This window comes from Sphingomonas mollis, from assembly GCF_016427505.1.
GTDB classification, from domain to species: domain Bacteria; phylum Pseudomonadota; class Alphaproteobacteria; order Sphingomonadales; family Sphingomonadaceae; genus Sphingomonas; species Sphingomonas mollis.
Genome location: NZ_JAELXS010000001.1, coordinates 737,953 through 752,214, shown reverse-complemented (window position 1 = coordinate 752,214; position 14,262 = coordinate 737,953). Strand labels below are relative to the sequence as shown.

Below are 14,262 nucleotides of genomic sequence, written 5' to 3'. Positions count from 1 at the left end.
CACAGCCTCCCCTTGGCCGTGTCACGCTGACCGTGCGTGGGAGCCGCTGCGTGCACCCAAGGCCGTGCAGCGGCTCCAGTCAGACACGAAATTGTCCTCATCGCCCTTCGAAGGGGGCGCTGATCGATACCGAGGCATACTTGAGTATCGGGGATCGATAGGGCGTCCGCCGGGTTCTTTATCAGCCAGGCTTCCGGACAGGCAGCGGGTTTTGGAGCCGCTATGCCGCGTTTCTTCTTCCATACCCAGACCGAGGTTTGCCATACCGATGTCGAGGGTGTCGAGTACGCCGGCTATGTCGAAGCACGACAGGCTGCGATCCGAACCTGCGGACAGATGATGAAGGACGCACCGGAGATATTCTGGGGCTCGCGACCGTGGACCGTCACCGTCACCGATGAGACCGGGCTGATCCTCTGGGACATCTATCTGGACGGGCAATCATCTGCGGCCGGACGATCGCTGGAGCCGCCCCGGCGGCAACCCGCAGATGCCGGTCCTGTCGATGAATGCAGACTACGCCCGAACGGACAAGGGTAAAATACTAGATCGACCCGATTGCGGTCGTTCAGACGGCTTTGCGCGTCCTGTTTTCGGCCTTCGTTCCATGCTGACGTGATGACCCGTTGGCACGTCTTGTGTGGAAGGGAGCTATGTCGGTCCTGTCAGCATCATGGGTGAGATCGCTGTACCGGCAGGCCTGCATCAATCGACCCGACTGCCCAAGGTCATTGGGGCGTCGAAAGCGCGAACCTTATTCCGGTTGGTGACCCACGCATCGCTCTGGCAGATCGCTTGACGCTCGTCTTCGCACCGGCTTGGGTCGGACTTCCGATCCGCTACGGAAAGCCATTTCCATGACCCTGTCCGATCTTCTCGTGCCGACTTACGTACAAATGCTGGGGGCATTATCGAAATGGCTGGCCAAGGCTGAAGCGCAACGACCGGTCAACGAAGCGGAAAGCTTGCTCTCTGCACGGCTCGCGCCCGATATGTTCCCCTTGGCGACACAGGTTCGGTTTGCGTGCCGTCAGGCGCAGGAAGGAGTGTTTCGGTTGCTGGAGCAGGAGTTTCCCCCGTCGCTGGAGACTTTGCTCGACGAGGGGCGCAACGCCGGCGAGCGGCCCGGAACACTTGCGGACGCGCACGGCCGGATCAGGGAGACGATCGCAGTGATAGAGGCCGCCGCAGCGCGTGGCATCACCATCGCACCTGCCGCTCCGATCGCTCATGCGCTGCCGAACGGAATGACCCTCGACCTGACAGCGGAGCAATACGTGCGCGACTGGGCGCTGCCGCAGTTCTACTTTCACGTGGTGACCGCATATTCGATCCTTCGAGCGCAGGGCATCGACCTGGGAAAGGCAGATTATGCCGCGCACATGTTCCCTTATTTTCGTCCATCCGCCATGTCCTGAAGAAACCATATGGCCACCACCCCATCGGCCCGCCAGTCAACTACGAACGGGGCTCAGACTTACGAAAATACAGGATGTCTGCTTTTGTCGCCTTCACTGAACCTTGTACGCCTCGAGGGGGCGTCAGGTTAGCGGCTGCAACCTGAAATTTGTCATTTATCGATTTCCGCAACATCTCGATCTCGGATCCTTCGCCGGGAGGATCGGGAACCTGACATTATTGCAATGGTTGATCAGTCGGGCGGGCCACAGAAGGTCTAGAAATCATGTCATCTTCGAACTTTCTAGCGTCGCTGAATCTCGGTACCCTGGTTGTGGTTTTTCTGATCGCAGCGATCGGATTTGCCCTCTTCCTGCGCCGTCGTTCCAACCGCCATCCCATGGAGGGCCGGGAAGAGCGTAATGTCGGTGAGCACATTGATGCTGGTGTCGAACCACCGGACCATTCACCGCGACGCTGACCTGAAACGGGATACCGACCCGTTGCGTTACATAGCGAAAAGCGGCGTGGCTTTGCTTACGCCAGCGAGATTAGCATGATCTCACCCAGTGTGCTTCTGGGATAGCCGCTCAAATGACCCGACAGGAACTCGCTCCTGGATAAGAGTGGTGCATATGACTGATGGTACGACCAGGCGTTATAATGACGGCGAGGTCCTTTCCGGTGTGCAGCCGGAGGCGGTGGACACCGGAAGAGAAGGTCGGATAGTCGGTGTATGAGTACCGAGCGCTGAAGGCTCAGGTGCGCGAGTTGCAGCGGCTGCTGGGCAAGAAGACCATGGAGAGATTTTCCAGCAAGGCGGCGAACGGCACGAGGAGCGCTGCCACGACGGCCGCGTTGAAGTCGATCCGACGATCAGGACAGCGTTGATCGCTTTGATCGACGCGCCAATCGCCCGGTCAGGCTGAAGTCCGTTTTCGTGTAACGACTGATAAATGCGCGCCTCGTGGGCGCCGAATACATTGCCCCCGCCTAACGTCAGCGATGTCGAAATCGCCCTCCGTCCGACATGATCGGCCCTCCCCTTCCCTCCGGCCGCGCGTCATGTACCGACCGGCAACAAGGAAAAGACCGGCACCGAGCAGACCGGCAACCAGAACCGGCGAAGATGGCTTCTGGGCCTGAAGCGCGAGGCTCGACTTTCTGGCGTGAACGTCCTGGCTTCCCCGCAGCGCAGCGGCGCGGGGACGGTAGAGATTGTCCCGCCGGAATGGGTTACCGGGGTCGGTCGGTTTCTGCTGCAAACCCGTACCTGCCCATTCCATGATGGCATCGGTCAGGCGCGGTGCGGCCTGCGACAGGATGGAGGACAGAAGCCCGCCGCCCCCGGCGTAAAGGGTTCGGCGGGGATGGGCACAGGCGAACAGGACGGCGTCTGCCACGACCTGCGGCGCGTACAGCGGCGGAGGGAGGCGGGGCGGCTGGTCCATGAAGTTGCGTGCATGTTCGGGAAACGGCGTATCGATCGCCCCGGGCTTGATCAGCGTCACGGAGACGCCCGCCCCGTCATGCTCCAGTTCCATCCTCAGCGTGTCGGTCAACGCCTGCACCGCGTGCTTGGTCGCGGAATAGGGACCTTGCTGGATAATCGTCCGGTCGCCGAGGATCGAGCCGACATTGACGATCGCCCCGCCGCGACCGCGCAGGTGACGGGCGGCCACCAGCGAGCCGTGCAGCACACCGAAGTAATTCACGTCGAACACCCGGCGATGGTCGGCGACGGGCACCTGATCGAGCGTGCCATAGGTGCCGATACCGGCATTGTTGATCCAGCTGTCGAAGTGACCGAATGCGCCGACCGCGACATCGACGACCCGTTCGACCGCGGCGAGGTCGCTGACGTCGGCGACGCAGATCGCGATCCGTCCGCTATCTGTCGCCAAGCGATCCCGCAGCGCGATCAGCGCCGCTTCGTTACGCGACACCGCGACGACGGCGGCCCCCCGCCTGACGGCCTCCTCGACGGTGGCGAGGCCATTTCCACTGGTGGCGCCGGTGACGACCAGCACTTGTTCGACAAGCGGCTTCAGTTTGATCGGCATCGGATGTCCTCGTCGGCCGGCTCGGCACGAGGCGGCGATAGGTCAGCGAACGGGCAGCTAACGGGATCGATCCGCCTCTGTGGTCGGTCGTCAGGTGGAACGTCGGACCCGTGCCACCTGTTCTGACCGTCCAAGGAGAAGATCATGACCGATCCGAGCAAGCCTGACGCCAGCCATCCCGGTGCTGATCCTGCCCACGATCCCAGCGACAACGCGTTCGATCAGCCGACCGGCTATTCCGGACAGGGCTATCTGCGTGAACGTGAAGAGGCAGAGGGTCGCAAGCATCCGAGCGGCCATCCGCTGACGGGCGATGCGTCCACTCATGATGCTATCGATCAGACGCAGGACGAGAAGCGGGATATTCCGCCTGACAGCGGCAAACGCGGCTGGGTCGATGCGAAAACCGGCGAGGTCCACGGCAGCGGGTCGGGTGCCGGCGGGGGCAATGGCGGCGAAGACATCGACGCCGGAACACCGGGTAGCGCGTAATCCCGGGCGGATTTTCGCATCCGGGACGTCATTCCACTGACCACAGAAAGATTTGATAGTAGACGTGGAGCCTGCTCCGGGGAGCAGGCTCTTGATCGGTCAATCGTTCGAGCTGCCTGGCTCGGCCATCTTGCGGTGTTGCTCCGCCAGTACCGATCCGGGCGTCACATTGGCCAGCACGCCCTGCAGCTTGGTTTTCCAACCTGAGAATATCGACGGTTTGCCGCCCATCAGTGCGTCCCAGCCGTCCTTCGCGACATCGGCCGGGTCACTCTTGTTCGGATCGGCGCCGACCGACGTGTCGTTCATGTCGGCCCGATCGAAGAATTCGGTATCGACGGGACCGGGCATCAGCGTCGTCAGCGTGACGCCATCGGCATCCTTGATCTCATTGCGCAACGCTTCGGTGAAGCTGTCGATGAACGCCTTCGACCCGTTATAGACCGCCTGAAAAGCACCGGGTATGTAGCCCGCCACCGATCCCGTGACCAGCACCTTGCCATCGTTGCGCGCGACCATCGCCGGCATCACCCGCTGCATCAGGTACAGCGTCCCGGTGATGTTGGTATCGACGACCGAGCGCCAATCATCGACCCGCTGATCGAGAAAGCCGCTGCCCAGACCGTGCCCGGCATTGGCGCACAGCACATCGATCCGCCGCCCGTCCGCTGCGGAAAGCAAAGCATCGACGCCGTCGATCGTCGAGAGATCCGCCTCGATCGCCTGCACGTCGGTGCCGAACTGGCGAAAGTCCGTCGCGGCCGCCTCGATCAGCGATTCATTGGCGACGACGAGGATATCGTACCCGTCCTTCGCCGCGAGCGTTGCCAATTCGAAGCCGATGCCCGTCGAGGCGCCCGTGATGATCGCAAACTTGCCGTTTCTGTCAGCCATGTCGGATATCCTCTCAGTTGAAGCCGGGTTTCAGCACGATCTTCGTTACTTCGTTCTGGTCGTCATGGAACATCTTGTATCCCTTGGGCGCGTCCTCGAGGTCCATGCGGTGCGAAATCAGGAAGGTGGTGTCGATCTTCCCCTCCATGATCGCGTTGAGCAGGGCTGGCATGTAATGCTGGACATGCGTCTGCCCGGTCTTGAGCGTCAGCCCTTTCTCCATGAACGCGCCCAGGGGGAATTTGTCGACGATGCCGCCATAGACCGCGGGCATCGACACGCGGCCACCCTTGCGGCAGGCGACGATCGCCTGTCGGATCGAATGGATGCGATCGGTGCCGAGGAACGTCGATTTCTTGATCTGGTCGATCACATTGTCGACGAAGAAACCGTGCGCCTCCAGTCCCACACTGTCGATCACCGCATCGGGGCCGATCCCGCCGGTCATCGTCATCAGCGCCTCGTAGACCGCGCTTTCTTCGTAGTTGATCGTCTCCGCCCCGAATTTCTTCGCGAGCTCCAGACGTTTCGGGAAATGGTCGATGGCGATGACGCGGGCGGCGCCCATCAAGAACGCCGATTGCACCGCGAACAGCCCGACCGGACCGCAGCCCCAGACCGCGACGGTGTCGCCGGGTTCGATATCAGCATTCTCCGCCGCCATCCATCCGGTCGGCAGGATATCCGACAGGAACAGCACAGTGTCGTCATCGACCCCGTCGGGGATGACGATCGGGCCGACGTCGCTGAACGGAACGCGGACATATTCCGCCTGACCACCCGCATAGCCGCCGGTGAGGTGGCTATAGCCGAACAGCCCCGACATCGGCTGGCCGTACAGCTCCATGCCGATATCCTGGTTGTCCGCCGGGTTGCCGTTGTCGCACGCCGAATACTGATGCTTGCCGCAGTGGTAGCAGCTTCCGCATGCGATCGTGAACGGCACGACGACGCGCTGACCCTTCTGAAGCGTCGACTTCGGGCCGGTTTCGACCACCTCGCCCATGAACTCGTGACCGAGGATGTCGCCGGCCTTCATCGTCGGGATATAGCCGTCGTAAAGGTGCAGGTCCGAGCCGCAGATTGCGGTCGACGTCACCTTGATGATGCAGTCGCGCGGGTTGAGGATTTCGGGGTCGTCGACCGTGTCGACGCGGACGTCGTGGCGTCCATGCCATGCCAGAGCGCGCATCAGTTGGTTTCCTCTTCGAGCTGCCGGGCAGTGTAGGCGGACGTGGCGATCTCGCCGGTCTCCATCAGCTGCTTGAACCGGCGCAGGTCGCGGCGGGCCTGAATGGCGGGTTCGCGCTGGAACATCTTGGCCACGATCTTGCCGACGATGCCGCCGGGCGGATCGTAGAGGATCGTCGCGGTAACGACGGTGCCGCGTGCCCCGGCGTCCTGAAAGTCGACACGGCCGCTGTTGGCGACGTCAGCGCCGGGTTCCGACGTCCAGGCGATGAAGCGATCCTGCGCCTCGTCGGTGATCCTCGCGTCCCATTCGACCGTCCGGCCGGCAGGCGCCTTCACCACCCAGTGCGAACGGGCCTCGTCCAGTACCTCGATCGACACGACGTTTTCCATGAATGTCGGCAGGTTCGTGAAGTCCCGGAAATAGGCAAAGACCTCACCGACAGGCCGGTTGATCGTCACCGTTCGTCCGACGATGCTGTCGCCCTTCGTATCGCCGATCCCCATGGCATCGGGGGCATCGCCCTTTTTCCAGCTTGATGGCGGGGCGTCGTCGCCATGCACGATCGGATCGTCGCTCATCTTGTTCTCCTGCAGGATCAGGATACCTGTCGCGGTATCGTCGATGTCGCGGGGTTCAACGTCCGGCGACCCGGATCGGCACCTTCATCATTTTGATATTTCGATCATTTCATAGCAACGACCGCCTGATCGGCGCGGCCCTTCGCCGGAACGAACCTCTGACCATGCATGGTCGCAGCCCATAAGGCCGAAGGAGCAAAGCCTTTGTCGGCCAAGGCGAATGGCTTGGCGTCCAGACAGTCAGACAATGTCAATTACTCGACGCCAGTATCACTGACGTTCTGCGAACTTATCGGTGCCAGCCACCAAGTGCAGATTGATGACCCGGTACGCCATTGCCACTATATCCGGCCGACTTGGTTGAGACAATTTACCCACTCATCATTTCGGACAATCTTGAAATGGCAATATATTGCCATAGGCGATCCAGATAGTCTCTATTTGGTACTGTTGTTATTTTGAGAATAATGATTGGCATTGGCCTCTTATTGACCGCCGATACAAATTATCTGAACAAAGAACGTGATAGGTCAATATATCGTTATTGATTCAAATCAATTTTATGAGCGAGTTGATCCGAATAAGAGGATTATACGAACCTATGTTAACGCCCAGAATTAGTCCGAAGGGGATCGCCTCAGCGAGATAAGCGTTGCATGATGTCAACAATGGTGGGGACCAGGTGTTCATCTTGCATCTTGCGCTTGGGGGCTGTGTCCACGCGCCACCGATAAATTTCGGAATCACCGCCGACACGGGCGGCCATATCGCTTATGTCCTGGATGCTGCACTAGCCCAGGCCCGGACGGCCTCGGTGGATCGCGTGTCGATCGTCACGCGGTTGTTCAACGATGACAATCTGTCGCCACGGCATTCTTGGGTAAGCGAATGTCTGGCCGATGGCGTCACGATCGATCGTATCGCGACAGACGATAAGCGATACCTGGAGAAGGAGGCGCTTGCCGCTGATCTGGTCGCGTTTACCGCCGCGTTTTGCGATCATATCCGCCGCCTGCCGCGACATCCGGACGTGATCCACGCACATTTCGCTGACGCAGCAGCGGTCGCCATGGAGGCGCAGCGTCGTTTCGGCATACCATTCGTCTACACCCCCCATGCGCTCGGCATCGACAAGCGTGCACAGGGGTGCGCCGGCGAGGGCATGGAGTCGCGCATCAATGCGGAACGTGCCGCCATCACCGCGGCGGATGGCATCATCGTGTCCACCCGCGACGAGGCCGACCGCCAGCTTCGCGCATATGGCGTGGCGATCGACGGCCGCATCCATTGCCTGCCCCCCGGCGTGCCGCAACGCCCCGTACCGCATGGCGCAACGACGCTGGCGGACCGGCTGGGCGAATGGTTGGACCGCCCGGAAAAGCCCGTCATCCTCGCCATCGCGCGACCGGTGTGGAAGAAGAACCTCGCCGCGCTGATCCGTGCGTTCGCGTCGTCACCGACACTGCGCGAGCGGGCGAACCTCGTCATTCTCGCCGGCCAGCACAACCGCCCTTGTTCGCCGGAGGAGCAGGGCGTGCTGGCAGAGATGCGGGAGCTCTGCGCGGACCCGGCCGTGCGGGGCCGCGTCGCCCTGCCGCCCGCGCATGACGCCGACGATGTGTCCGCGCTCTATGCGCTGGCGGCGAAGGGCGGCGTGTTCGTCAATCCGGCGCTGCACGAACCGTTCGGCCTGACCCTGATCGAGGCGGCCGCGATGGGCGTGCCGGTCGTCGCGACCATGAATGGCGGCCCGCGCGAGATCGTCGAGACGATCGGCCACGGCCTGCTGGTCGATCCGCGAGACGAGGATGCGATCGCGCGCGCCTGTCTGGCGATCGTCGGCGATACCGCGCTGCATGCACGGTTGAGCGATGCGGCGACCGCGCAGGTCGGCGCGTATGACTGGACGCGTTACGCGACCGCCAGCGTCGCGGTCTACGCCTCGATCGGCGATATCCGGCCGGCGTTGCTGGCCTGCGATATCGACAACACGCTGACCGGCTGCGCGACCGGCGCGCGCGCGTTCGCGGAATGGCGCGCGGGCAGTGCGTTGCCCTTCGTCATCGCGACCGGCCGTTCGTTCGACGCGGCGCGCGCGGTGCTGCGGCAATGGCGGCTGCCCGATCCCGATGCGTATATCGTCGATGTCGGCACGCGGATGATAATCGTGGACGACGTCGGACGCTGGCATGCCTGCCCGGCCTATGCCGCGGCGCTCGACCATGACTGGGACCGCGCGGCCGTCGCCCGCACGCTCGCGCCGCTGGGTATAGAACGGCAACCGCCGGAGACGGACGGCCCGCACAAGCTCAGTTTCTTTGGCACCTCGACCGATGCCGCGCGCATCCGCACGACGCTGGCGACGGCAAAGCTGAACGCGCGCGTAATCTTCTCGCACGGCCATCTGATCGACGTGATCGCGCCGATGGGGGGCAAGGCGGCCGCCATCGCCGCCTATGCCGCGCGCCACGGCCTGTCGCTGAACCGGTGCGTCGCGGCCGGCGACAGCGGCAACGACGCCGATATGCTGGAGGCGTGCGGCCATGCGATCGTCGTCGCCAACGCCGGCGACGAACTGGCGATGCTGATCCCGCGCGCCGGGCTGCATCGGGTCCGGTCGCGGCACGCGGCGGGTGTGATGGAGGGGCTGGACCTGCTCGGCCTGACGCACCGTGTGGCGGTTGCGGCATGACGCGGCCCTTCGGCTATTTCGTCCATCATCAGGGGCGCGGCCATGCCGAACGCTGCGCCGCCATCGCCAACGCATTGCCGGCGACGCGCCCGCTGACGATCTTCTGCGCGCGCGACGATATCTTCCCGGCCCTGCCCGCGCATGTCGAGGTCGTCCGTATCCCCTCGCTGTTCGAACCGATGGGGGGCGAGGCGACGACGATGGACGATATCGCGACGCCCGCGACGCTCCACTGCGCGCCGCTCGGCTGGCCGGGCATCCGCCGCGCGATGGCGACGATCACGGGCTGGTTCGACACCGCGAACCCCGCCCTGATGATCTGCGACGTCTCCGCCGAGATCGCGCAGCTCGCCCGGATATGCAGCGTGCCACATGTGAAGGTGTTGCAGCATGGCGACCGGGGCGATCAGGGCCACCGTGCCGCCTATGACGGCGCGGCCGGCCTGCTAGCCGCGTTCCATGCCGGTCTCGCCCAACCGGAATGGGATGCGGCGATGCTGGCGAAGACCTGTTTCGCCGGTGGCCTGGGCGTCGATACCCGTGTGCCGGAACGCGAACTCGCCCGCCAGCGCATCGGTGTCGGCGCGCGGGAGGAGATGATCCTCGTCCTGTCCGGCGGGGGTGGCGACGGCTTCGGTCAGGCCCCCCTCGGCGTCGGGGCGCGGGCGCGGCCGGGCGCGCGGTGGATCACCATCGGCCCGGTCCAGCGTGATTGGCACGCGACCGAGCCGGCGAACATCGAACATCGCGGCTGGGTGGACAATGCAGCCGACCATGTCGCGGCCGCCGACCTGGTCATAGCATCGACCGGCAACACCACCTGCCAGCAGATACTGGCGGCAGCAAAACCATGGCTGGCGATTCCCGAATGGCGCTATTTCGACGAACAGCATCGCAAGGCCGATGCGCTGGCGGCCGCCGGCGTCGCCTGCGTGCGCCCGCATCTGCCCTCATCGGCCGACGCATGGCACCACGCCCTGACCGAAACGCTCGCGACGCATCGTCCCGACGCGCAGCGCGCGATGATCGCCGACACGCCCGCCGACGATGTCGCAGCATGGCTGGAGGCGCTGGCGACACGCCTGTGGACGCCCGCGCCGGCAATCGTCCCCTCACCCGACCTTACCGGAGCCTGACCCCATGAATGCCGTTTCCGTCGTCACGCTGGCCGGGGGTCGCCCGGACCATCTGTACAATCTGGTCCTTGGCCTCGGTCGCCAGACGCAATTGCCCGTCGAGCTGATCGTCGCGGTGATGCAGGACGAGCCCTATGCCCTGCCCGACGCGCCGTTCCCGGTGCGCCAGATGATGATGGCCGCGCCTGAACTGGCGCTCGCCGCCGCGCGCAACGCGGCCGCTCGCGCGACGACTGGCGACGCGATCGTCTTCCTCGACATGGATTGTATCCCAACGCCCACGCTGATCGCCGATTACGCGCGCCGGCTGGACGAACTCGACGGCCTGTTGATGGGCGAGGTCATGTACCTGCCGGGCGGCGCTACGCAGCACGACTGGTCGTACGACGCCTTTGCCGACGTGGCCGTGCGCCATTCCGACCGGCAGGGACCACCCGCCGACGGCATCCAGATCTGCGCCGATTACCGCTGCTTCTGGTCGCTCAATTTCGCCATGCGCCGCGCGACCTTCCTCGCCAGCGGCGGGTTCGACGAACGCTATGTCGGTTATGGCGGCGAGGATACCGATTACGGCAAGACGATCGATCAGGCGGGCATTCCGATCGCGTGGATCAAGGGCGGTCTTGCCTATCACCAATATCATCCGCACCACATGCCGCCCGTCCACCACCTCGACAGCGTGGTGCGCAATGCCGAACTGTTCGAGAGTAAATGGGGCTATCGCACCATGGGCCACTGGCTGCACGCTTTTGCGCTGATGGGACTAGTGGATCAGGCGCCGGGCCGCCCGATCCGCATCCTGCGCCGCCCCGATGCCGAAGACCTCGCGTTGACCGGTCAGCAGAGCCATCAGCCCTATGCCAACACCGCCAGCGTCATCCGCATCCTCGAAGCCAGAGTGGCGGCGTGAGGATCGCGCTGCTGGCGCATGTCCGCCAGCGGATCGCGCAACCGTTCATGGGCGGCATGGAATCGCATAGCTGGCATCTGGCGGACGGCCTGATGACGCGCGGGCATGACGTGGTGCTGTTCGCGGCCGGCGACAGCGATCCGCGCTTCGCCATCGATCCCGTCGTGGCCGAGCATTATGAACGCACCTTCCCTTGGGCGGAGCATCGCGGATCGGCACCGCTGATCGCGCATCTCGACGCCGGCTATGCGGCCGCGTGCGACCGGATCGCGGCCGGTGGATTCGACGTGGTCCATAACAACAGCCTGCACCGCTTCGCGATAGAGCCGCGCCGCACGGCGGTGGTCCCGACCGTCACCTCGCTGCACGTCCCGCCCTATGACGCGCTCCACTGGTTCGTGAAGGAAAGCGCGACGCCGGGCCATCATCTGACCGTCACGTCGCAGCGGCAGATGGCGGCATGGTGGCCGGACGGCGCACCGCGTCGGGCATCGGTACTGCACAACGGCATCGATCCGGCCGCGTGGCCCTTCGTCGCGAACGGTGACGGCAGCGCGGTGTGGTGCGGCCGGATCACCCCCAACAAGGGTACGCATCTGGCGGTCGAGGCCGCGCGCATCGCCGGCGTGCCGCTGACGCTGTTCGGCCAGATCGAGGACCCCGATTACTGGGACGCGCAGGTCGCGCCGCTGCTGGGCGGCGACATCCGGTATGGCGGGCATCTGAACGGCGCGGCGCTGGCGGCCGAGATGGGCCGCGCGTCGGTGTTCCTCTTCACGCCGTGCTGGGACGAACCGTTCGGCCTCGTCGCGATCGAGGCGATGGCGTGCGGCTTGCCCGTCGCCGCACTGGACATGGGTGCCGCGCGCGAGGTGATCGGCGAGGGCGGCCGCTTCGCCCCCGCCAACGACAGCGTCGCACTGGCCGACGCGATAGGCGAGGCGATGGCGATCCCGCGCAACGTCCCCCGCCGCCGCGTCGAACGCCTGTTCACGCGCGACCGCTGGCTGGATGCATGCGAAGCGCTGTACGCCCAAGTCCAGCCCGTTCCCGCATGACCGGCATGGCAGACGCGATCACGGCGCAACGAACCGCGCTCGACATGCTCTATCGCCGCCATGTCGCGCCGGGGCAGTCATACGCGCTGGTCGATTTCCCCGACCATGCCAATGTCGGCGACAGCGCGATCTGGCTGGGCGAAACCCGGATGTTGCGCGCGGTGACGGGGCGAGCGCCGGACTATGTCTCGACCTGGGCGGATTTCGACGAGGCGGCGTTCCGGCGCGCCTGTCCGGACGGCGTGCTGTTCCTGCACGGCGGAGGCAATCTCGGCGATATCTGGGTGCATCATCAGGCGTTCCGCGAAGACATGCTGCGCACCATCCGCGACCGGCCGGTCGTGCAACTGCCGCAGTCGATCCATTTTCGCGATACCGCCCGGATCGCGTCGTTCGCGGGCGTCGTCGCGGATCATCCCGATTTCCACCTCTATGTCCGCGACCGGCAGAGCCTCGATATCGCCGCCCGGCATCTGGCCTGCGCGATCGATCTCGCGCCGGACAGCGCGTTCGCACTCGGGCCACAGTCTCGCCCCGCGCCCGCCGATTGCGATGTGCTGATGCTGATGCGCACCGACGACGAACGCCGCGCGGAGGATCGATCGGCGCTGGCCGATATGACCGGTGGCGTCATCCTTGACTGGCTGGACGACGACACGCTGCCCGACGCCGCCGACACCACGACGGCACAAGCACATGATCTTGCCGCGACCGCGCGGGTGGAACGTGGTCTGCGCCTGTTATCGCGTGGGCGCAGGATTGTCACCGACCGGCTGCATGCGCATATCCTCGCGACGTTGCTCGGCATCCCGCATGTTGCGCTCGACAATGATTACGGCAAGATTTCCGCGTATATCGCCTGCTGGACGAGGGACTGCGACGGCGTTCGCACCGCCGCGTCGGCCGGCGAAGCGATTGCGCAGCTTTGTCCCTCCGCATGACCGACATCAGCCTGCTGCTCTGTACCCGAGACCGCGCCGCAAAACTCGCCGCGACGCTCGGCTCGATCGACCGTGCGATCCACGCCGCGCCGGATCTGGCGATCGAGGTCGTGATCGTCGACAACGGCTCCACCGACGACACCGACGACCGACTGGCGGCATGGCTCGCGGGCCGGTCTTTCGCCGTCCGCCTGCTCCACGAACCCCGCCCCGGCCTAGCCCGCGCGCGCAACACCGGACTGGCGCAAACGGGGGGCCGGATCGTCGCGATGACCGACGACGATTGCGTGCTGGACACCGATTACTTCCGCCACCTCGCGACCTGTTTCGCCGAGGTGACGGGACCGGCGATCATCGGCGGGCGCATCCTGCTGGGCGACCCTGCCGACCTGCCCGTAACGGTGAAGCTGGAAGATCACCCGATGATCGCCCCGGCGGACGGTTTTCCCGGCGGGTTCGTGATGGGCGCGAACCTCGCCATGACCGCCGATGCGATCGCGCGTGTCGGCCCCTTCGACGAGCGGTTCGGCGCGGGCGCGCGTTTCGTGGCGGCGGAGGACACCGACTTCCTGTTCCGCGCGCTAGGGGATGGTATTCCGGTCCGTTACGACCCCCGCTTCACCGTCAGCCATCACCATGGACGAAGGTGCCCCAACGAAGTCGTTCGACTACTCGCCGGGTACAGTTACGGAGACGGCGCGCTCTATGCCAAGCATTTTATGAGAGACTGTCGTGTCATGAAAGCCATCTACCATGATATCCGGAATTTGGTCCCCGGCCAAAACAAGCCTGTAACATCATTTTCCGGCATACGACATTTTTATCTCTTCGTACTGCGCTTCAAATTCAAAGGATTTTTCTCTTATCTGAAACCTTCATGACATGGTTTCTATACTTCCCTGACG

Annotated in this window: 15 protein-coding genes; 11 read left to right on the top strand and 4 right to left on the bottom strand. The window is 64.1% G+C overall.

Going from position 1 to position 14,262, the window contains the following annotated elements:
* Positions 1 to 222: 222 nt before the first annotated feature.
* The 4 genes from JAO74_RS03475 (at position 223) to JAO74_RS03460 (ending at position 2,289) form a co-directional block, all read left to right on the top strand.
* Positions 223 to 540 (top strand): DUF6894 family protein, encoded by a 318-nt coding sequence (locus tag JAO74_RS03475; RefSeq protein ID WP_199035025.1) that lies wholly within the window; start codon positions 223 to 225, stop codon positions 538 to 540.
* A 317-nt stretch (positions 541 to 857) separates the two neighbouring features.
* Positions 858 to 1,418, top strand: a complete 561-nt coding sequence (locus tag JAO74_RS03470) for a DUF1993 domain-containing protein (RefSeq protein ID WP_199035024.1) — start codon at positions 858 to 860, stop codon at positions 1,416 to 1,418.
* Positions 1,419 to 1,684: 266 nt separating this feature from the next.
* Positions 1,685 to 1,879, top strand: a complete 195-nt coding sequence (locus JAO74_RS03465) for a hypothetical protein (protein ID WP_199035023.1) — start codon at positions 1,685 to 1,687, stop codon at positions 1,877 to 1,879.
* Positions 1,880 to 2,130: 251 nt separating this feature from the next.
* The gene (locus JAO74_RS03460; RefSeq protein WP_199035220.1) at positions 2,131 to 2,289 is read left to right on the top strand and encodes a hypothetical protein; all 159 of its coding nucleotides are present in this window, start codon (positions 2,131 to 2,133) and stop codon (positions 2,287 to 2,289) included.
* A 29-nt stretch (positions 2,290 to 2,318) separates the two neighbouring features.
* On the opposite strand, the gene JAO74_RS03455 is transcribed toward JAO74_RS03460, so the two are convergent.
* Positions 2,319 to 3,461: an SDR family oxidoreductase gene (locus JAO74_RS03455; protein ID WP_199035021.1), complete on the bottom strand. Its 1,143-nt coding sequence runs from the start codon at positions 3,459 to 3,461 to the stop codon at positions 2,319 to 2,321.
* Positions 3,462 to 3,605: 144 nt separating this feature from the next.
* Between JAO74_RS03455 and JAO74_RS03450 the strand changes: the two genes are divergently transcribed.
* Positions 3,606 to 3,953 (top strand): hypothetical protein, encoded by a 348-nt coding sequence (locus tag JAO74_RS03450; RefSeq protein ID WP_199035014.1) that lies wholly within the window; start codon positions 3,606 to 3,608, stop codon positions 3,951 to 3,953.
* Between the two features lie 99 nt (positions 3,954 to 4,052).
* Here the strand turns inward: JAO74_RS03450 and JAO74_RS03445 are convergent, their stop codons facing one another.
* From JAO74_RS03445 to JAO74_RS03435, 3 genes are read right to left on the bottom strand one after another with little or no spacing between them, the layout of a single operon-like run.
* On the bottom strand, positions 4,053 to 4,847 hold the full coding sequence (locus JAO74_RS03445) for an SDR family NAD(P)-dependent oxidoreductase (RefSeq protein WP_199035012.1): 795 nt from the start codon (positions 4,845 to 4,847) through the stop codon (positions 4,053 to 4,055).
* 13 nt (positions 4,848 to 4,860) lie between these two features.
* Positions 4,861 to 6,039 (bottom strand): zinc-dependent alcohol dehydrogenase, encoded by a 1,179-nt coding sequence (locus JAO74_RS03440; protein ID WP_199035009.1) that lies wholly within the window; start codon positions 6,037 to 6,039, stop codon positions 4,861 to 4,863.
* Positions 6,039 to 6,620 carry an SRPBCC family protein gene (locus tag JAO74_RS03435; RefSeq protein ID WP_199035007.1) on the bottom strand — a complete coding sequence of 194 codons (582 nt, stop codon included), beginning with the start codon at positions 6,618 to 6,620 and terminating at the stop codon, positions 6,039 to 6,041. Before JAO74_RS03435 ends, JAO74_RS03440 begins: the two co-directional genes overlap by 1 nt.
* A gap of 682 nt (positions 6,621 to 7,302) precedes the next feature.
* Between JAO74_RS03435 and JAO74_RS03430 the strand changes: the two genes are divergently transcribed.
* Genes JAO74_RS03430 through JAO74_RS03405 form a run of 6 tightly spaced genes read left to right on the top strand, consistent with a single transcriptional unit; the run spans position 7,303 to position 14,238 of the window.
* Positions 7,303 to 9,312 (top strand): HAD family hydrolase, encoded by a 2,010-nt coding sequence (locus JAO74_RS03430; protein WP_199035005.1) that lies wholly within the window; start codon positions 7,303 to 7,305, stop codon positions 9,310 to 9,312.
* Positions 9,309 to 10,448, top strand: a complete 1,140-nt coding sequence (locus JAO74_RS03425; protein WP_199035003.1) for a glycosyltransferase — start codon at positions 9,309 to 9,311, stop codon at positions 10,446 to 10,448. The genes JAO74_RS03430 and JAO74_RS03425 overlap by 4 nt, the downstream gene beginning before the upstream one ends.
* A gap of 4 nt (positions 10,449 to 10,452) precedes the next feature.
* Positions 10,453 to 11,358, top strand: coding sequence for a glycosyltransferase (locus JAO74_RS03420; protein WP_199035001.1), 906 nt, complete (start codon positions 10,453 to 10,455; stop codon positions 11,356 to 11,358).
* On the top strand, positions 11,355 to 12,416 hold the full coding sequence (locus JAO74_RS03415; RefSeq protein WP_199034999.1) for a glycosyltransferase: 1,062 nt from the start codon (positions 11,355 to 11,357) through the stop codon (positions 12,414 to 12,416). The genes JAO74_RS03420 and JAO74_RS03415 overlap by 4 nt, the downstream gene beginning before the upstream one ends.
* A 5-nt stretch (positions 12,417 to 12,421) precedes the next feature.
* Complete coding sequence (locus tag JAO74_RS03410) at positions 12,422 to 13,357, top strand: polysaccharide pyruvyl transferase family protein (RefSeq protein ID WP_233150583.1); 936 nt, start codon at positions 12,422 to 12,424, stop codon at positions 13,355 to 13,357.
* On the top strand, positions 13,354 to 14,238 hold the full coding sequence (locus JAO74_RS03405) for a glycosyltransferase family 2 protein (RefSeq protein ID WP_199034989.1): 885 nt from the start codon (positions 13,354 to 13,356) through the stop codon (positions 14,236 to 14,238). The genes JAO74_RS03410 and JAO74_RS03405 overlap by 4 nt, the downstream gene beginning before the upstream one ends.
* Positions 14,239 to 14,262: the final 24 nt, after the last annotated feature.

Excerpts from the sequence above, each read along its gene's own strand:
- JAO74_RS03420 (WP_199035001.1), top strand. The coding sequence starts at position 10,453 with ATGAATGCCGTTTCCGTCGTCACGCTGGCCGGGGGTCGCCCGGACCAT.
- JAO74_RS03450 (WP_199035014.1), top strand. The coding sequence starts at position 3,606 with ATGACCGATCCGAGCAAGCCTGACGCCAGCCATCCCGGTGCTGATCCT.
- JAO74_RS03410 (WP_233150583.1), top strand. The coding sequence starts at position 12,422 with ATGGCAGACGCGATCACGGCGCAACGAACCGCGCTCGACATGCTCTAT.
- JAO74_RS03435 (WP_199035007.1), bottom strand. The coding sequence starts at position 6,620 with ATGAGCGACGATCCGATCGTGCATGGCGACGACGCCCCGCCATCAAGC.
- JAO74_RS03440 (WP_199035009.1), bottom strand. The coding sequence starts at position 6,039 with ATGCGCGCTCTGGCATGGCATGGACGCCACGACGTCCGCGTCGACACG.
- JAO74_RS03455 (WP_199035021.1), bottom strand. The coding sequence starts at position 3,461 with ATGCCGATCAAACTGAAGCCGCTTGTCGAACAAGTGCTGGTCGTCACC.
- JAO74_RS03405 (WP_199034989.1), top strand. The coding sequence starts at position 13,354 with ATGACCGACATCAGCCTGCTGCTCTGTACCCGAGACCGCGCCGCAAAA.
- JAO74_RS03445 (WP_199035012.1), bottom strand. The coding sequence starts at position 4,847 with ATGGCTGACAGAAACGGCAAGTTTGCGATCATCACGGGCGCCTCGACG.
- JAO74_RS03470 (WP_199035024.1), top strand. The coding sequence starts at position 858 with ATGACCCTGTCCGATCTTCTCGTGCCGACTTACGTACAAATGCTGGGG.
- JAO74_RS03425 (WP_199035003.1), top strand. The coding sequence starts at position 9,309 with ATGACGCGGCCCTTCGGCTATTTCGTCCATCATCAGGGGCGCGGCCAT.
- JAO74_RS03465 (WP_199035023.1), top strand. The coding sequence starts at position 1,685 with ATGTCATCTTCGAACTTTCTAGCGTCGCTGAATCTCGGTACCCTGGTT.
- JAO74_RS03475 (WP_199035025.1), top strand. The coding sequence starts at position 223 with ATGCCGCGTTTCTTCTTCCATACCCAGACCGAGGTTTGCCATACCGAT.